Here is a 17,187-nt window from a genome sequence, read left to right as displayed (position 1 = left end):
CTGTTTCCAGAATATTCTGGAAACAGCCCCTATCCTTTCCTATACCTATCCCCCCAGATGGAGAACAGTGGCCTCTTAAGCCTTCGGCAGCTCCGGGGCAACGCCAGTCTTTTCGTACTCTGCCAGGATGTCAATGCGGCGCTGGTGGCGCTCCTCCTCGCTCCACGGCTGGGAGACGAAAGCATCGACGATGGCCAGAGCCTCTTCCTCAGAGTGCATACGACCGCCGAGGCCAATCAGCTGAGCATTGTTGTGCTCGCGGGCAAGCTTTGCGGTCTCCACCGACCAAGCCAGCGCACAACGAGCGCCCTTGACCTTGTTAGCAGCGATCTGCTCGCCGTTGCCGGAACCGCCGAGCACGATGCCCAGGCTGCCCGGATCGGCGACGGTACGGGAAGCCGCCTCAATGCAGAATGCTGGGTAGTCATCTGCAGGGTCGTAGGTGTGAGCGCCGCAGTCAACGACGTCGTGGCCAGCCTTTTCCAGGTGGGCCTTAATCAGGTTCTTCATCTCAAAACCGGCGTGGTCTGCACCAAGGTAAATACGCATGGCAGCAAGTTTAGCGGTTCCCACGGATTCCACGGCGCCTGCACCCGTTTTAGGTATTGCTTGACGACGTCTCCTGCGCAGCCGAATAGGGTGAAAAGTGACTGTATTTGCGTTTCAGCACGTCTTCGAAACCGGAAATTGGGTGCTTTTACCGTGTCTCCTGCGCCGCAAGCTCACTTCCAAGTCGATCCTGAAGCCCATGGCTCCCATGGGAATCATCACGCACCGGTGGTGCGAACGGTTCGGCATGACATCAACAAGAAACCATTTATCGTCATTTGGGAGGTCACGCGGGCTTGTGGCCTAGTTTGCAAGCACTGCCGTGCAGATGCACAGCACGAGCCGCATCCTCACCAGCTTTCGACCACCGAGGGCAAGATGCTGCTGGAGACCTTGGCGTCGTATAGCAAGCCGAAGCCACTTGTGGTGCTCACCGGCGGCGACCCTTTTGAGCGTGATGACCTGGAAGAATTGGTGCGATTCGGCACGGAGCAGGGCCTGAATATGTCGCTATCTCCATCGGTGACGCCGCGGCTCACGCCAGAGCGGATTCAGTCACTGCGTGAGGCCGGTGGCAAGGCGATGTCGATGTCGCTCGATGGCGCGACTGCCCAGACCCATGACAAGTTCCGTGGATTTTCGGGCACTTTTGAAAAGACGCTCGAAATGGCTCCGCACATCAACGAGGCCGGTTACCGGCTGCAGATTAACTCGACCCTGACCAAGGGAAATATTCATGAGGCGCCAGCGCTGCTGAAGACTGTCATGGAGATGCAGGCCAAGATGTGGTACGTCTTTTTCCTCGTTCCCACAGGTCGCGGTGCGGATTTGGGCGCATTGTCACCGGAGGAACGCGAGGACGTTCTGCACTGGTTGTCTGATGTCTCCAACCGAATTGCCATTAAGACGACGGAGGCGCCGCAGTATCGGCGCGTCGTCATGCAGCAGGAGGAAGCGAAGGAAAAGGGGCTGCCACCCTATGAGGGCGGCGAGCTCTACCGTTACTTGACCGAGGAAACGACAAAGCTGCTCGGTGCTGTGCCGGAAAAGCCACGTCGCCCGCGCTCCCCCATGGCCGTCAATTCCGGGTCAGGTTTTGCCTTCATTGACCACATCGGCGACGTCTACCCCAATGGCTTCCTGCCGCTTCACTGCGGAAATGTGAAGGCCACGCCATTCCAGGAAATCTATTCGAACTCGCCGGCGTTCAAGGCCCTTCGCGATCCGGACAATTGGCATGGAAAGTGCAGCGTCTGTGAATACCACAGCGTATGCGGTGGGTCCCGGTCGACAGCGTACGCGTTGACCGGGGATTACACCGCATCCGACCCGACCTGCATCTACATCCCGCCACGGTGGGCTGCCATGAGCGAAGAAGAACGGCAGGCCTCTACCGGGCAGAATGCTGGAGCCGGAGCGGGTCAGCTCTCCTAACTGCGCGCCCCAGCTGCTACTGCTTTCTTAGTCGAAGCGCGGGTCCTCAGTCCGGGAGCGCTTAATTTCGAAGAAGTACGGGTAGCTGGCGACGGCAACCGCGCCATCAAAAATCTTGCCCGCTTCTTCGCCGCGTGGGATGCGGGTCAGCACCGGGCCGAAGAAGGCAACGTCGTTGAGCTTGACCACCGGAGTGCCGACGTCGTTGCCGACCTCCTTCATGGCCTCTGCGTGGTTTTCACGCATGAGCTCATCAAACTCCGTAGTCAGGGCCTGGGCCAGGCGCTCTTCCGGCAGACCAACCTCTGCGAGGGCTTCCTTAATCAGCTCGTCGAATGCGTGCTCCGGCTCGTCGACATGCGCGTGGCGATCGATGCGGTTTTCGTTGTGGACCTTCGTGCCCAGCGCGGTGTAAAGCTTGTCGACGGCCTCCTGGCCATCCTGGGAGAACACGGCGTTGAACAGGCGTGCCGGGGTCCAGTTGCACTGCATCATGAACTTGTAATCTTCCGGCAGTTCATCGCGGCCTTCATTGAGCACCGACAGGCTCATCGGCTTCCACTCGATCTCGATGTCGCGGACCTTTTCGACTTCCTTAATCCAGCGCGACGTCACCCAGCAAAACGGGCAGGAAACGTCGAAGTAAAAAGTGACCTTGTCTCGATTGCTCATGTGAAAGTCCTCCTAAAGCATTGATTGACTTATCAACGACTATAGGGCGGAATTTTTCGGTTCGCATTCATGAATTCGGATGGGTCCGAAGTTCTATCGGGCCCGGTGCTAACTGACTCCCCCCCCATCGGACGCCGTCCAGATTGCTTACCTAGCCGTTCCAGGGCAAGCCCGTAGCCTCCAGGGAATCAGCGGCAGCTTCCAGGTAGGCAGGCCAGTCGGCGTAGTCCAGGAACTCCGAGCCCACCTCGTGGTCCATGGAGACCATCTTCCCCGAGCGCATGTCCAGACAGTAGTTGTTTCCGCCGAAGTCCATAACCAGCGGAATCCATGCCTCGTGATACCACTTGCCATCCGAGTCAGCGCTGTCCATGCCTTCGGCTTCAAAATCATCGAACTCGCCGTCCGCCTGCAGCTGAGTCCACAGCTTGTAGTCGTTCAGAATCGACTTCGGCGGTGCAATCCAGCCACCGTCCCACGGCTCACCGTCCACAGACGCGTGCCGCAGCCACGAAGCTCGCACGTAATCTGGCAGCTTTACTCCGAGGTCAGCCTCAAGCTGATCCAATTCCGCTTCTGTCGCCGGGGCCTCCAGGGCGTCGTCGCCAAGCTTTGCTTCAATGCGATCCCACGCCGCGTTGACCCGTTCAACCTTGCTTGCATCATCACTGAGTTCGTACATGAAACGAAGTGTATTCACGATCGGCTTTGCTCGCATGCCAAAGAAGCCAAAATCTCGCCCAATCGACCGCCCCAATCGGCTAGGAACGAGCTAGGAAGTCGAGGTCACCCCACCCACCCCGCTACTGCCCGATTCCCAATCCGGGGTCGTGGTTACACTTGTCGCATGACTTCCACGAACCTAACCAGGACCGAGGCCGCCGACCGTGCGGCCATGCTCGAGGTGTCCCACTACGACATCTCGCTCGACCTTACGACCGCACCGGTCGGTGGGCCGCACAGCGCACCAACATTCGCTTCCAAGACCACAATTTCTCTGAAAGCGAAGCGCGCTGGTTCCACCTTTATTGACCTGCGCGATGCAGTTGTCAAGAGTGTGACCATCGACGGCGTCGATGCCACGGAGGCCGCTCGTTATGCCAGCGAGACCGGCATTAACGTAGACCTGACCGAAGGTGACCACACCGTCGTTATCGATGCGGACTGTCGTTACACCAATAACGGCCAGGGCATTCACCGCTTCCAGGATCCCGCCGATGGCGAAACCTACCTGTACTCGCAGTTTGAAACTGCCGATGCCAAGCGCGTGTTCGCCTGCTTTGACCAGCCGGATTTGAAGGCGACGTACTCCATCCACGTCGTGGCGCCGAAGGGCTGGAAGGTTATTTCCAACTCGGTAGCCAAGACCGGCACCACCACCGATGTCCACGGCAATGAGGCCGACACCTTCGACTTCTCAGTGGATGTTCCGCTGTCGACGTACCTCGTCGCAGTCTGTGCGGGCCCGTGGCACGAGGTCACTGACTCGTGGACCGGCACTGTCGCACCGCACCCGGAAACCCCTGCCGAGCACCAGCCGGACGGCGAGCTGACCATTCCGCTAGGAATCTACTGCCGCCAGTCCATCGCCGAGTACCTCGATGCCGACACTCTGTTCAAGGAGACCAAGGAAGGCTTCGACTTCTACGCCAAGCACTTCGGCGAGCCCTACCCGTTCGGCAAGTACGACCAGATCTTCTGCCCGGAATACAACATGGGTGCGATGGAAAACGCCGGCTGCGTGACCATCCGCGACGAGTACGTCTTTCGTTCCAAGCCCACCCATTACCTCTACGAGCGCCGCAACGACACCATCCTGCACGAGATGGCTCACATGTGGTTCGGCGATTTGGTCACCATGCAGTGGTGGGATGATCTCTGGCTCAACGAGTCCTTCGCTACCTGGTCGGCTGCCGCCGCACAGGTTGAGGTTTCCGATTACAGCCACGCCTGGACCACCTTCGCCAACGTAGAGAAGGCCTGGGCCTACAAGCAGGATCAGCTGCCGTCGACGCACCCGATTGCCGCCGATGCCAGCGACATTGACACCGTCGAGCAGAACTTCGACGGCATCACCTACGCCAAGGGCGCGTCCACCCTCAAGCAGCTGGCCGCCTACGTTGGTCAGGACGCCTTCCTCGCCGGTGCTCGTCTTCACTTTTCCCGCCACCGCTTTGGCAACGCCACCTTCGCGGATCTGTTGGAGGCGCTCTCCGAGGCCTCCGGTCGCGATCTGTCTGGCTGGGCCGATCAGTGGCTGACCACCACCGGCATCACCACCCTGGCGCCAGAGTTCCATCAAGAGGACGGCAAGTACACCTCCTTCGCAGTCACGCAGGAAGGCGCCGAGCCGGGTGCCGGTGAACTCCGTGATCACCGAATCGCAGTGGGCATCTACAACCTGCGCGGCACCGGCGCGGACGCTGTACTTGAGCGCACCAAGCGCGTCGAAATCGACGTCCGCGGTGCCCGCACCGAAGTCCCAGAACTAGTCGACACGCCAGTTGGCGACGTCGTGCTGGTTAACGACGACGACCTCACCTACAGCATGATTCGCCTGGACGAGGGCTCACTTGCCACCGTCATTGACAACATCGGCGCTTTCACCGATTCGATGGCACGCACACTGTGCTGGTCCGCCACCTGGCAGATGGTTCGCGCAGGCCAGATGCGCGCTCGTGACTTCGTCAACCTCGTGCTCCGCGGCATCCCGGGCGAGGACAAGCTCTCCGTCTTGGAGCGCGTCATCGCTCAGGCGGTCAGCGCTGTCAACGTCTACGCCGATCCACAGTGGGCCGACTCCACCGGACGCAATCTGCTGGCACAGGGCCTATTGGACTACGCGAAGAAGGAAACCGACGCCGACCGCGCCCTGGTTTTCGTTAACGCTCTGGCTACCGTGGGCTCGTCGAATAGCGACGTCATGGACGCACTGCGCGCCATCTACGCCGGCGACGCCGACAAGGCTGGCTTCCCCGCTGTCACTGTCGACACCGACATGCAGTGGCGCGCCCTGAAGTCTCTAGTTTCCGCCGGTCTCGAAGGCGAGAACGCCATCGCAGAGCTTGAAAAGACCGACAACTCAGCACTCGGCGCGCAGGCTGCCATCGCCTGCCGCGCCTCCGTGCCGACGCTCGCCAACAAGTCCCGCGTCTGGGCTGAGGCGACTGTCTCCGGCGACGACGCCCCATCGAACCTTGTCATTCGCCACCTGCTGGCCGGCTTCAACGCGCCGGGCTCGGGTGCAGTGCTCGCGCAGGCGCTTGACGACGACTCCCGTGCCACCATCAGCGCGGAGCAGTCGGCAACCTCGCTGTCGGAGCACTTCTTCGCTGTTGCCAACAGCTGGTGGAAGCAGTTCTCCTCCGAGACGGCCCAGACTCTCCTCGAGGGCTTCTACCCCACTTGGGAGATCAGCGAGTCGGCAATCGCGGCCGCTCAGCGCCTGCTCGACAGCGAGGAGACTGCGTCGCCGGTCAAGCGCATCATTTCTGAGCAGCAGTTCCTGGTGAAGCTCGCTCTCCGCGCCCGCGAGTTCGACGCGAAGTAACAAGTGATTTCGGCCGGCACTTTGGCCGTTATCGTTTTCGTGGCATCAAGTCGATAGACTTGGTGCCATGACAACTTCTCAGACGCTCTTTGACTCCGTCGGCGGCGAGGATGTCTTCAATCGCATCGTCCATGGTTTTTACACGCGCATGCGTTCCGATGACCTCATCGGCCCGATGTACCCCAGCGATGACTGGGAGGGCGCCGAGGATCGACTACGTATGTTTCTCGTCCAGTACTGGGGCGGGCCGCACACCTACAGCGAACAGCGTGGTCATCCGCGCCTGCGCATGCGCCACATGCCGTTTTCCATCGGCGAGGCCGAACGCGACCGCTGGCTGGAAATCATGAGCGCCTCACTCGCAGACATTTCCGATGACGAGCTCCCCCGCCCCCAGCGCGAAGCCATGTGGAACCACATGGTGCAGGTTGCTGACATGCTCATCAACCGCTTCGACGCGCAGTAGGAATTAGGCCCTGCGCCGCTAGTTCAGCAGCGGCAGTACGCCAAAGGACTCGAGCGTAAAGATCGAGCCAAACCGCCCATCCAGCCGGTGCCACCGTCCCTTTGCGGACACGCGCACCGGCTCTTTTTCATCCGGTTGCTCCGGGATGAAGCCCATCGTGCACAGCGCAAACACGTCCCGCATGGTCACGTCCACGACGCTTTTCGACGTCGCCTGCGACTGCCCCTCCCCTGTATCAACAGTGGCTTCACCGGTACCGCCGCTGACAGTGAGAACCTTTTGGTCCAGCAGAGACGGTGGCATGCCCATCGGGCCGGAAGATTCGACGGCGACCGCGCGCCCCTGCTTCTCGAGAGTCCGGAAAGCAGTCGCTGGAACATAGTCGACAACCTGCCATCCTTCCGGCACTGGCAGGAATCCCGGCCAGGAGGACGCCGACTGCGCATGCACGCGGTATGGCATCGCGGTGAGCGAAGCTTCTTTCTCCTCTTCGTCCTCAGCAGTTTTTGCCTGCGCAAAGGCACGCACTGCGATGTCTTTAATCTCCGCGGCGGTGACGATGATGTCGTCGGGAAGCGCGTGCAGCGCAATCGTGCGCATGGCGAGCGGGCCGATTGGGGTCTTCACCCATACCTGCGACATTGCGGGCGCAGCGTTAGGTGCCGACGAGGAACTGATACCAGCGGCGGCGGTCTTACGTGCTCGGATGCGTAGCAACGTGCTCTCGTCGAGGGCGTAGGCCTTATGGGCCAGGACACCCAGATTCTTCAGGGCATCGGGAGTGCCAAAGGTCAGCTCGGCAGCGGGATGAGAAGTGGTCACGGCGAATTACTTGTCCTGGTCTTCCTTGTTGTCTTCGATTGCGGGAGCTGCAAAACGCTCCAGTTCACGGCGGGCAGACGGGGAGAGCTCGACTGCCTTCGCAGTCTTGAGATCAAACATCACCATCACGGTTTCGAGCACAGCAACGATGTGATCATGCTGGTCGGAGATTGTCTGGCGAAGTGTGAAAGAGGTGCGACCGAAGTTGATGATCTCGGTCTCAACCACAACTTCCTGGGTGTCCGGCAAAATAGCGCGGACGTAGTCAATCTCCAGGCGACGCACCACTGCCGCAGGCATCCCTGCCCCGCCGCCGAGACCGCGCATCACAAAGTCCAGACGAGCCTGCTGGGCGTATTCCAGGAAAGCGGTGTTGTTGGCGTGGCCATACTGATCGAAATCAGACCAGCGGATAGCGACGTTGGTACGAAATGGTGCTGATTCAGTCATACCCAGAACTATAGGCGTTTTCTGGAGCTACGAGCCTGCGAATACGCGAAAGCCCGGGACCTGTGCACTGGTGCGAGCCAGTCCACAAGGTTCCGGACTTTGCCGTTGGCAAAAATCAGATTCGCGCGAAACAGATTATCGGGTCAGGCGACGGTGCGTGACGCGCGACGGGCGTGCAGCCTCCTCGCCGTAACGCTCAATCTTGTTCTTCTCGTAGCCCTCGAAGTTGCCCTCGAACCAGAACCACTTGCCCTCTTCGAAGTTGCCTTCCCATGCGAGGATGTGGGTACAGGTGCGGTCCAGGAACCAACGGTCGTGGGAAATGACCACGGCACAGCCCGGGAAGTTCTGCAGTGCGTTTTCCAGCGAAGACAGGGTTTCGACGTCAAGGTCGTTAGTCGGCTCATCCAGGAGGATCAGGTTACCGCCCTGCTTCAGGGTCAGCGCGAGGTTCAGACGGTTGCGCTCACCACCGGAGAGAACCTTCGACGGCTTCTGCTGGTCCGCACCCTTGAAACCGAATGCAGACAGGTACGCACGAGACGGCATCTCGTTCTGGCCGACCACGATGTAGTCGAGACCATCAGAGACAACCTCCCAGACGGTCTTTTCCGGATCGATGTTTTCACGACCCTGGTCAACGTAGCTGAGCTGAACAGTCTGACCGACCTTGACCTCACCGGAATCCGGCTGCTCCAGACCCACGATGGTCTTGAACAGGGTGGACTTACCCACACCGTTCGGGCCAATCACACCGACGATGCCGTTACGCGGCAGGGTGAACGACAGGTCCTTAATCAGGACGCGGCCATCGAAGCCCTTCTCCAGGTCCTTGACCTCAACAACCTGGTTACCCAGGCGCGGCGGGGTCGGAATCTGGATCTCTTCGAAGTCGAGCTTCTTGTACTGCTCGGCTTCCTCCACCATCTGCTCGTAGCGCTCCAGACGGGCCTTGTTCTTGGCCTGGCGAGCCTTCTGACCCGAGCGGACCCACGCCAGCTCGTCCTTCAGGCGCTTCTGCAGCTTGGCGTCCTTCTTACCTGCAACCTCGAGGCGCTCAGCCTTCTTCTCCAGGTAAGTCGAGTAATTGCCCTCGTACGGGTAGAGCTTGCCGCGGTCGACCTCACAGATCCAGCCAGCGACGTGATCCAGGAAGTAACGGTCGTGGGTCACGGCCAGGACGGCACCCGGGTACTTAGCCAGGTGCTGCTCGAGCCACAGCACAGACTCGGCGTCCAGGTGGTTAGTCGGCTCGTCGAGAAGCAGCAGGTCCGGCTCGGAGAGCAGCAGCTTTGCCAGTGCTACACGACGACGCTCACCACCGGAGAGGTGAGTAACCGGCTCGTCCGCCGGCGGGCAGCGAAGCGCATCCATTGCCTGCTCAATCTTGGAATCCAGCTCCCAAGCATCAGCGGCGTCGAGCTCCTCCTGGAGCTTGCCCATTTCTTCCATGAGCTCGTCGGTGTAATTGGTGGCCATCTCCTCGGCGATGGCTTCAAAACGAGCCTTCTTCTCGAAGATGTCGCCGAGGCCCTCCTCGACGTTGCCGCGAACGGTCTTCTCCTCATTCAGCGGAGGCTCCTGCAGCAGGATGCCGACAGTGGCGCCCGGCTCCAGGAAAGCTTCACCGTTACTCGGCTGATCAAGGCCAGCCATAATCTTCAGAATCGACGACTTACCTGCGCCGTTCGGACCGACCACGCCGATCTTTGCGCCCGGGTAAAACGCCATGGTGACGTTGTCGAGAATAACCTTATCGCCGTGCGCCTTGCGCACGTTTTTCATCTGGTAGATGAACTCACCCATGGTGGAATTTCGTCCCCTCGTAGAAAGGAAATAAGCAATCCCTGTAGAGGTTACGCATAGGAACCAAAAGGCACAATCTACATGGGCGTACCCGCAATCCTTTCCCACCAAAATCTCTGCCAGGCTCCTAGCAAAACTAGCTGCGAGATAACGCTGCCGAATCGTATGCGATCCCTCCCCTTTCTCAGCAGCGTCACCTCACGTGCAGTAATTACCCCTCCCCTCTTTCCGCTCTTTCAGCGGCTCCCCCCCCTCATTCCGCTCTACAACGATGTACTGGCTCCTGGGTTAGAACGGCGCACTGACTCCTGCATCAGCCATTTCTCGCTGCTCCGAACTAGCTGCACCTGTGTTCCCCGCCTCACCAGCGCCGCCTGTACTAGCAGTGAAGGTGCGCACGGCCCCGGCCTGAGACGCAACTGTCTCAGTAACCGAAGCTTCCGAATCCCCAGTCGATGCCTCACCAAGACCAGTCGGCGACTCATGCGGCTTCTCAGTCATAGTCTTCACTGTTGCCAGGTGACGGCGCAGATTCGGACCTACCGCCTTAGCAATGATCTTCTGGCGCTGATGCTTCGTACCATCATCGCCCTCCCAGCGATCCGTACGAACGTGACCGTGGACAATGACGGCTTGGCCCTTCCACACCGTGTTATTCACGTTCTCGGCGAGCTTGCCCCAACATTCAACATCAAAATATGACGTCTCCGACTGCTCCCAACCATTCTCCCCCTTCCATGACTTGCTGGATGCCACAGAAAACTTGCAGACCTTTGCCCCAGAATTGGTGTTTCGATTTTCCACATGATGGACCACATTGCCCACCACGGTAATAACTGCCTCAGACATCGGGCTCCTCCCCCAAAGAAAGCGTTTACCTACTGCGGCCGAATAATTCGAAGGTGTCTCATTCGTGCCGTGCCAATTACTTTTCCGGCTTCGAGAAACAAATGAAAGAGGTACATAAAAAGCCTGTGGATAAGTTTGTCGAAAAGACAACTATCCACAGGCTACGTATGAAGTTGAGGGGCGAAGTCGCGGCAATCCTCGTCGTCAAGCATGCAAAATCAGCTTAACGACGCTACCTTCCGCGCCTCTTCGAGGCATCGATCGGATTATCCATGTGCACCGGATGCTGCGCGTCAACCTCCGAGGTGTAGTAATCGCGCTCATCCTCGCCACCAACACCGACCTGCTGGCTCATGCGAGCGAGCATTTCGTTGTAAGCGGCCAACTCCTCATCATTGTTGCGGTCTGCGACGCGGTCGTAGCGGGCTGCATCCTTTTCATCGGAACGCCGCCACTGTACAAACAGCGCAACGGTGACGATGTAGAGCGGAACCTCACCGGCAGCCCACGCGACGGCACCACCAACGTTCTGATCTTCCAGGAGATTCACTGCCCAAGGGAGATCCAGGCTGGCGTAGTAGGCCTCGGCAAGCACCTGCTGCGACTGCATCAGCGAAATACCGAACCAAGCGTGGAACGGCAACGACCCCATCAGCGTGACCAGCTTGACCGACGGCTCAATCTGCTGTGGTGCAGCATCGACACCGATAATGACCCAGTAGAAGATGTAACCGGAGATCAAGAAGTGGATGTTCATGAACACGTGGCCCGCGTGCTCATCAGCCAGGAAGTCGTAAATCGGTGTCATGTAGAGCAGGTAAAAGCCCGCGACGAACTGCACCGTTGCCACAACCGGGTGCGTGAGGAAACGCGACACCGGGTTGTTGATGAAGACCACCAGCCACTCACGAATACCAGGCAGACCATCGCGGCCAGCCGGCTTCAGCGCACGCAACGCAAGCGTAACCGGACCACCCAGCACCAGCATGACCGGAATGCCCATGGAGTAAAGCATGTGGGCGATCATGTGAACCGAGAACAGAGCCGGCATGTACACGCCCAGCGCACTGCACGAAGTAAACAGCAACGTGGCACAACCAGCGAGCCACCACAGGGTGTTGGACAGTGGCCAGGTACCGCCGCGCTTCTTCAGCAGGTAGAGCCAGTACAGGTAAATCCACGCGGCAATGATGGCGGCAGAGCCGAAGAAGATGTCAAAGCGCCACTGCGTGAACATGGCTTCCCAACCGAATGGGATTTCCAGGTTGTAACCGAGCTTGACCTGCATCTGCGTAATCGACGGCAGGCCTTCACCACCGGCCTGCTCAGAGAAATTCGGTGGCGGCGGAGTACGGCCCAGAGCTACGGCAACGCCGATTGTCAGCGCCATGATGATGACCTCGACAATGGCCAGGCGCCAGAATGGGCGATTCGACTGAGCGCGCTCGATCTCCGGAATGGTGATCTTGCGGTGCACATAGCCACATAGACCCAGGAAGATGGTGAGCACAGCCTTGACCAGCACCATGATGCCGTAATTGTTGCTGACCAGGTCAGACCAGTCAATGTTGATGGCTGCGTTAATGAAGCCGGAGGCAGACATGGCGATGAAAGCCACCAACGCCACGAAAGAATAGCGCTTCACTACTTCTGGCATCCATTCACCACGACGACGCGCGTGGCCAACCAGCGCCATCAAACCGCCAACCCAAAACACAGTGAAGGTCAAGTGCCAGATGTAGGAGTTAGTGCCGTAGTCATGGGCACCACCGGAGGCGTTGTGGCTTACAACCGCCAGCGGCATCATCGACACCAAGCTGATGGCGAAGAACACCGGCTGCCAAATCCACTTACGAGTCAGCGATGAACCAAGCGCCACAATGCCCGCAAAAATAGCTACCCACAGCCACGCCAAGCCCTCCTTGGTCTGCTCCAACGACACAGCCCAGTTACTCAGCTGAATCGTCGTCGATAGCGGCTGGCCCGACACATCGGAGAGCACCAGCGGAATCTCCATCAAGGCCATGAGGCCCCAGCCGAGCATGGCCCACATACCCGTGCGGGATGCCGTGTAGCCATCAAGGCCTAAAGTGCCGTCGGCACGCTGCTTCGTACCGAAAGCGGCGAGCATAAACGAACCTACGCCGAGGCAGGCGAGCAGCTCACCGGCCGCCTTCGCGAACGGGAACCCGAAGGTGGTGATTGTGCCGGGATCGGGAATACCCAACGTGGCGCGCGAATCCATGTTGAACGCCATCGAGAGCAAACCAGCTAGAACGCCGCCGATAAGCACAAAAACAACGTACCAACCAGCAGATTTACGGACTTTCTTATCCTTGCTAACAGGCGGAGAGGTCTCGGCCTTGGTCGTGGCAGTCATAGCCCTAAGCTTAGCGACCAAAGTCCCTAGAACAGAACCGGTTGTGATTGGCTACATTAGAGACGCTACAATGCTTTTCTTAGCTAGCCTCCATAGCTCAGTGGACAGAGCAGTCGGCTTCTACCCGATTGGTCGAGGGTTCGAATCCTTCTGGGGGCGCGTTTTCTATCCCCGTCATGAACTGGTGTTTTTCGAGTTCAGGCGGGGGTTTACCCTATCTGACTACCCCGCTAATGTAGGCTCAGATTGGCTCTTGTTGGTTTAAATGCAGCGGAAATGCAGCGGATTTTGGGCATGAAAAAACGCCCCGCCGGTCAGCTGTTCGGAAATCCCGAACAACTCAAACCAACGAAGCAACGGCTCTTGGTTAGTTCTCGGTCGGTGGATTCCAGGCATTCGGCAACGCATGCAAAATCCCCCACACTTGGCGCCGCAAACCGGCTCTACAGCCGAGCCCGTGAACTGGCTCACGCACCCCACTCTGGTAATCCGCATTTCGACACCAGAGCAGAACATTCCGCAGCCCAGACAACTGCCGGGCTACTCATCTCTCATACCAAGTACGCTGCAGCGGAAGCAATCTACGAACCAGCCACTGGGGCCATAGCCCGGGAATTTGATTTCGCCACTCAGCTACTGCCAGTGTGGCGGGAATTGCTCGAGAGGACACGGACATGCGGCGGGCGATGTATCGGGGGTGTTTTACAGTAGGTTTTGAGGTCAAATTTACCCCCGTCGAGTGGTCAAAGATTGAAAACCATTCACCTTAACGCAGAATAAGGGCAGTCATAAAGAACGCCAAGAAAGGAATCATGCGATGGCCGCCCACACCGCCAAACGAGTCCTCATCATCGCAGCCTGTGTTGCAATTCCGTTCGCCGCTGCCTGCGGATCAAACAACGCCCCCTCCCTATCAAGCAGCAACATGTCGACCAGCTCGACATCAACGTCCTCGCCGTCAAGCACCACGTCCACTGAATCCACCACTGATTCTCCGTCTGAATCATCAAGCCCAAAGAACAGCCCCAACCCCACCCTAGAGCACACCACCGAACCTACCTCTTCACCCCGTGGAGGTGAGTCCACGTCCGCACGCACAACAGGGTATACCGAAGCCCCAGGCCAGGCAGAACCATCTGAAATGAACAAAACCGTGGCATCCTGCGGCGACCCCGCTTTGCATGAGACCGGGACAACATTCTTCACCGACGGTTCAAGCGGCTGGACGCAGCAGTGCGCCTCCCGGATGATGGCGCAGCAGCCGGCGGCGACACCAGAACCAGCTCCAGCTCCCGCCGCGCCGGCCCCTGAACAGCAGGAATCCTACGTAACCCCAGGCGCTTACTGTTCAGGAGGAGGAACAGGAGTCAGTAAGAACGGCACACCTATGACCTGCTCCGCCGGCCCGGACGGCCAAGCCCGCTGGCGCTCTCAATAAACAAAGGAAACGCAATGACTTTCGAAGACCGCACTACGCAAGCCGCCGCAAGGAAGCCGTTCTATAAGCGCTGGTGGTTCATCGCCGCGTCTTTTCTGCTTGTACTCTTCTTAGCATTACTAATCTTCACCCCAGCTCAAGAAAGTGCTCCGACAGACTCAGGTGACGTTGCTGAAGAGATCACCCTGCACCCAATTGGAGAACCAATCGAAGCACCTGGAGTCACCCTCACTGTCGAATCAGTCACACGTTCAGACAGTATCGAGCTCTACGCTGACGGATACAAACGCGGCTACATGCCAAATGAAACTCTCAACGCTGACAAAGGTGAATACGCCATCGTCAAAACTGACGTGAAGAACACCGGACAGTCCCCAATGGATCTCACATGCGGATTTGCCGTTCGAGCACTACTAATCAACACCGAAAATCAGGTTTACGACCCCATCGACAGTCTCTACCGCATTATCGATAACCCGGAATGCAATGACAGCCTAAACCCGGGGTTCGAGACACAAATGACTTGGGTGTACCAGATTCCATCGGACACCGAGCTTGGAGTATTTGGATTCACAAACCCAGATGTTAGCTATGACGATCTCGAGTTCGTCGATATTCGAGAATCGGAGTAAGCGAACTCGGAAAATAGGGCATTCACGCCGACTCATTTTCTTCACCGTCTGCCGAGCCACCAAAGAAAGGCAATAACCATGAGCATTGACCAAGCAGTCCAGAGTCTCGCCGCCAAGGTTCGAGAACTAAAGCCAATTATCGAAACGGAAGAAGCCACAAAAACGGCCTTTATCATCCCCTTCATAAGCACCGTCCTCGGCTACGACGTCACAGACCCCCGTGAGGTTATCCCGGAATATACCGCGGACGTGGGCGTAAAAAAGGGAGAAAAAGTAGACTTCGCCATCAAATCAGGTGATGACTTCCGATTCCTTATCGAATGCAAGAAAATCGGAGAACCGCTCCGACTAGATCACGCGAATCAGCTTGTCCGATACTTCAATGTCACAGATACCGAGTTTGCGATTCTTACCAACGGTGAAGTGTACGAATTCTATGCACAGCTAGACGCAGCGAATCGAATGGACGAAAAGCCATTCATGACAATCGACCTCGCTAACATCGATGCGCGTGTCTTCCCGCACCTCGAGATGTGCACAAAGACTCGCTTCGATTCTGAAACGATTGCGGCAAGCGCTGAGCAACTCAAATACATTTCTGAAATTCGCAAGGTTCTGGCATCACAGTTCAAGGAACCAGATGCTGATTGGGTTAGGCTCATCGCATCTCGAGTGACATCGCGCCGCATGACAGCGCAAAACCTTGAGATTTTCACCAAACTTGTCTCGACAGCTCAATCTCAGTTTCTTAAAGATGAGGCGAATCGTCGGTTGCGTTCGGCCCAGGATTTTGATGAAGTCCCAGGTGCGACACCGGCACCGTCGGCTGCTACCGCCTCCCCTGCCGAACCGGAGGAAACTGATGATTCCGGAATCGTGACAACGGAAGAAGAGTTGCAGGCATTTGGAATTATCCGCGCAATTTGCTGCAGCGAAGTCTCTGTTTCTGATGTGACCATGCGTGACGCGAAATCATATTGCGCAATTTTGTACCGCGATAACAACCGGAATCCGATTGCTCGTTTGTACTTCGACCGGCGCGTTCCACGTATCGGTATCTTCGATGCGTCGCGCACTGAACAAGTATTTGACCTCGGTGCGGTTGATGAGATTTACGAGCATGCGCAGCTTCTTCGCGAGCGCTGTATAGCGCTTCGCGATCAGTAACGCCAATGGCGCAGCAGACATAAAAATAATGATAGGGGCGCTCGACCCGACACCAATTCAGGGAACGCCCCAGGATGCCGCTGCATGTGGAGCCGTACTGGGGTGGGTGGCGGATTGGCCGGATTAAACGCTCTGATGTGCAAGCCTGGCTGGCCGAGTTCAGCGCTGGCGCGTCGACGGTAAGGAAGGCGCACGCTTGTCTCGCGCAGGTTCTCGATGTCGCTGTTGGTGACGAGGTGCTGGCTTCCAACCCGGCGCGCGGTGTGCGTCTACCCCGCAAACCGAAGGCGAAAAAGGTGTACTTGACCGCCGAGCAGGTCAAGACCCTAGCCAAGGATTCTAAGCGCCCTGAGCTCATCTGGCTGCTCGCTATCACCGGGCTGCGGTGGGGCGAAGCCGCAGCGCTACGAGTCCGTGACGTTAACGTTCTGCGCGGCCGTGTACACGTGGAACGGAACGCTGTCACCGTCGGCAGCAGAGTCATTATCGGCACGCCGAAAACACACGAGCAGCGCACGGTGGCAGTGCCGAAGAAGGTCATGCGGATGCTCGAGCCACTGCTGAAGGATAAGCTGCCGGATGCGCTGTTGTGGCCGGCAGGCAATGGTGGGCCACTTCCGACACCTTCGAAGCCGGATTGGTACTACGGGAACCTTGAACGCGTAATGAAGGCGAATAAGGGGTTTCCGTATGTGACGCCGCATGGTCTGCGGCATGTGGCGGCAGGATTGATGGTGGGATCTGGTGCGTCGGTGAAGGTTGTGCAGTCGCAGTTGGGGCATGCGAGTGCGGTAATGACTCTTGATACCTACGCGGATTTGTTTGATGGTGATTTGGATGCGGTGGCGGACGTGATGGATGAGCAGCTGCGTGGCGTGATTTAATGCAGCGGAAATGCAGCGGTTTCCCGGTTTTTGCATGCGTTTCTGCTGTTCATAGGGGTTAAGTAGCAAAAAGTGTGTCTGACTTTCA

The 17,187-nt window shown here is 58.0% G+C and carries 15 protein-coding genes and 1 tRNA gene; 7 read left to right on the top strand and 9 right to left on the bottom strand.

Annotated elements, in window-relative coordinates; translation table 11 throughout:
* Positions 1–75: 75 nt before the first annotated feature.
* The gene (locus HMPREF2878_RS09445) at positions 76–549 is read right to left on the bottom strand and encodes a ribose-5-phosphate isomerase (protein WP_048734892.1); all 474 of its coding nucleotides are present in this window, start codon (positions 547–549) and stop codon (positions 76–78) included.
* Positions 550–777: 228 nt separating this feature from the next.
* On the opposite strand from HMPREF2878_RS09445, the gene HMPREF2878_RS09440 reads away from it, so the two are divergent.
* Positions 778–1,983 carry a TIGR04053 family radical SAM/SPASM domain-containing protein gene (locus HMPREF2878_RS09440; protein WP_042388514.1) on the top strand — a complete coding sequence of 402 codons (1,206 nt, stop codon included), beginning with the start codon at positions 778–780 and terminating at the stop codon, positions 1,981–1,983.
* A 27-nt stretch (positions 1,984–2,010) separates the two neighbouring features.
* Here HMPREF2878_RS09440 and HMPREF2878_RS09435 read toward each other — a convergent pair whose 3' ends face one another.
* On the bottom strand, positions 2,011–2,655 hold the full coding sequence (locus HMPREF2878_RS09435) for a mycothiol-dependent nitroreductase Rv2466c family protein (RefSeq protein WP_070566874.1): 645 nt from the start codon (positions 2,653–2,655) through the stop codon (positions 2,011–2,013).
* 151 nt (positions 2,656–2,806) lie between these two features.
* Complete coding sequence (locus tag HMPREF2878_RS09430; protein WP_246821955.1) at positions 2,807–3,337, bottom strand: SMI1/KNR4 family protein; 531 nt, start codon at positions 3,335–3,337, stop codon at positions 2,807–2,809.
* 165 nt (positions 3,338–3,502) lie between these two features.
* Here HMPREF2878_RS09430 and pepN point away from each other — a divergent pair, with 165 nt between their 5' ends.
* Together pepN and HMPREF2878_RS09420 are read left to right on the top strand one after the other, a co-directional pair.
* Positions 3,503–6,205 (top strand): aminopeptidase N, encoded by a 2,703-nt coding sequence (gene pepN / locus HMPREF2878_RS09425; protein ID WP_070653408.1) that lies wholly within the window; start codon positions 3,503–3,505, stop codon positions 6,203–6,205.
* A gap of 67 nt (positions 6,206–6,272) precedes the next feature.
* A complete protein-coding gene (locus HMPREF2878_RS09420) occupies positions 6,273–6,671 on the top strand; it encodes a globin (RefSeq protein ID WP_016422288.1) in 399 nt (132 codons plus the stop codon).
* Between the two features lie 18 nt (positions 6,672–6,689).
* Here the strand turns inward: HMPREF2878_RS09420 and HMPREF2878_RS09415 are convergent, their stop codons facing one another.
* The 5 genes from HMPREF2878_RS09415 to HMPREF2878_RS09395 all read right to left on the bottom strand — a co-directional run bounded on the left by HMPREF2878_RS09415 (position 6,690) and on the right by HMPREF2878_RS09395 (position 12,978).
* Complete coding sequence (locus tag HMPREF2878_RS09415; protein ID WP_070607783.1) at positions 6,690–7,493, bottom strand: DUF8185 domain-containing protein; 804 nt, start codon at positions 7,491–7,493, stop codon at positions 6,690–6,692.
* 6 nt (positions 7,494–7,499) lie between these two features.
* Positions 7,500–7,943 (bottom strand): acyl-CoA thioesterase, encoded by a 444-nt coding sequence (locus HMPREF2878_RS09410; RefSeq protein WP_016422286.1) that lies wholly within the window; start codon positions 7,941–7,943, stop codon positions 7,500–7,502.
* Positions 7,944–8,078: 135 nt separating this feature from the next.
* Positions 8,079–9,749: an energy-dependent translational throttle protein EttA gene (ettA, locus tag HMPREF2878_RS09405; RefSeq protein WP_016422285.1), complete on the bottom strand. Its 1,671-nt coding sequence runs from the start codon at positions 9,747–9,749 to the stop codon at positions 8,079–8,081.
* Between the two features lie 288 nt (positions 9,750–10,037).
* Positions 10,038–10,598 (bottom strand): single-stranded DNA-binding protein, encoded by a 561-nt coding sequence (locus HMPREF2878_RS09400; RefSeq protein ID WP_049189873.1) that lies wholly within the window; start codon positions 10,596–10,598, stop codon positions 10,038–10,040.
* A 232-nt stretch (positions 10,599–10,830) separates the two neighbouring features.
* Entirely contained in the window at positions 10,831–12,978 is a 2,148-nt protein-coding gene (locus tag HMPREF2878_RS09395; RefSeq protein WP_070653406.1) for a bifunctional copper resistance protein CopD/cytochrome c oxidase assembly protein, read from the bottom strand.
* A gap of 86 nt (positions 12,979–13,064) precedes the next feature.
* Between HMPREF2878_RS09395 and HMPREF2878_RS09390 the strand changes: the two genes are divergently transcribed.
* Positions 13,065–13,137, top strand: a tRNA-Arg gene (locus tag HMPREF2878_RS09390).
* 651 nt (positions 13,138–13,788) lie between these two features.
* On the opposite strand, the gene HMPREF2878_RS11340 is transcribed toward HMPREF2878_RS09390, so the two are convergent.
* Complete coding sequence (locus HMPREF2878_RS11340; RefSeq protein ID WP_167389308.1) at positions 13,789–13,965, bottom strand: hypothetical protein; 177 nt, start codon at positions 13,963–13,965, stop codon at positions 13,789–13,791.
* Positions 13,966–14,430: 465 nt separating this feature from the next.
* Between HMPREF2878_RS11340 and HMPREF2878_RS09380 the strand changes: the two genes are divergently transcribed.
* The 3 genes from HMPREF2878_RS09380 (at position 14,431) to HMPREF2878_RS09370 (ending at position 17,099) form a co-directional block, all read left to right on the top strand.
* Positions 14,431–15,048 (top strand): DUF4352 domain-containing protein, encoded by a 618-nt coding sequence (locus HMPREF2878_RS09380; protein WP_049189877.1) that lies wholly within the window; start codon positions 14,431–14,433, stop codon positions 15,046–15,048.
* Between the two features lie 78 nt (positions 15,049–15,126).
* On the top strand, positions 15,127–16,215 hold the full coding sequence (locus HMPREF2878_RS09375; protein ID WP_069359323.1) for a type I restriction enzyme HsdR N-terminal domain-containing protein: 1,089 nt from the start codon (positions 15,127–15,129) through the stop codon (positions 16,213–16,215).
* Between the two features lie 74 nt (positions 16,216–16,289).
* On the top strand, positions 16,290–17,099 hold the full coding sequence (locus tag HMPREF2878_RS09370; protein ID WP_049189880.1) for a tyrosine-type recombinase/integrase: 810 nt from the start codon (positions 16,290–16,292) through the stop codon (positions 17,097–17,099).
* The last annotated feature ends 88 nt before the right edge of the window (positions 17,100–17,187 follow it).

The organism is Corynebacterium sp. HMSC065H09, assembly GCF_001812845.1.
GTDB classification, from domain to species: Bacteria; Actinomycetota; Actinomycetes; order Mycobacteriales; family Mycobacteriaceae; genus Corynebacterium; species Corynebacterium jeikeium_D.
This window is presented reverse-complemented; position numbering and strand designations above follow the sequence as displayed.

Coding starts and splice junctions, on each gene's coding strand:
- HMPREF2878_RS09445 (WP_048734892.1), bottom strand. CDS start 549: ATGCGTATTTACCTTGGTGCAGACCACGCCGGTTTTGAGATGAAGAAC.
- HMPREF2878_RS09435 (WP_070566874.1), bottom strand. CDS start 2,655: ATGAGCAATCGAGACAAGGTCACTTTTTACTTCGACGTTTCCTGCCCG.
- HMPREF2878_RS09430 (WP_246821955.1), bottom strand. CDS start 3,337: ATGTACGAACTCAGTGATGATGCAAGCAAGGTTGAACGGGTCAACGCG.
- pepN (WP_070653408.1), top strand. CDS start 3,503: ATGACTTCCACGAACCTAACCAGGACCGAGGCCGCCGACCGTGCGGCC.
- HMPREF2878_RS09420 (WP_016422288.1), top strand. CDS start 6,273: ATGACAACTTCTCAGACGCTCTTTGACTCCGTCGGCGGCGAGGATGTC.
- HMPREF2878_RS09410 (WP_016422286.1), bottom strand. CDS start 7,943: ATGACTGAATCAGCACCATTTCGTACCAACGTCGCTATCCGCTGGTCT.
- ettA (WP_016422285.1), bottom strand. CDS start 9,749: ATGGGTGAGTTCATCTACCAGATGAAAAACGTGCGCAAGGCGCACGGC.
- HMPREF2878_RS09400 (WP_049189873.1), bottom strand. CDS start 10,598: ATGTCTGAGGCAGTTATTACCGTGGTGGGCAATGTGGTCCATCATGTG.
- HMPREF2878_RS09395 (WP_070653406.1), bottom strand. CDS start 12,978: ATGACTGCCACGACCAAGGCCGAGACCTCTCCGCCTGTTAGCAAGGAT.
- HMPREF2878_RS09380 (WP_049189877.1), top strand. CDS start 14,431: ATGACTTTCGAAGACCGCACTACGCAAGCCGCCGCAAGGAAGCCGTTC.
- HMPREF2878_RS09375 (WP_069359323.1), top strand. CDS start 15,127: ATGAGCATTGACCAAGCAGTCCAGAGTCTCGCCGCCAAGGTTCGAGAA.
- HMPREF2878_RS09370 (WP_049189880.1), top strand. CDS start 16,290: ATGCCGCTGCATGTGGAGCCGTACTGGGGTGGGTGGCGGATTGGCCGG.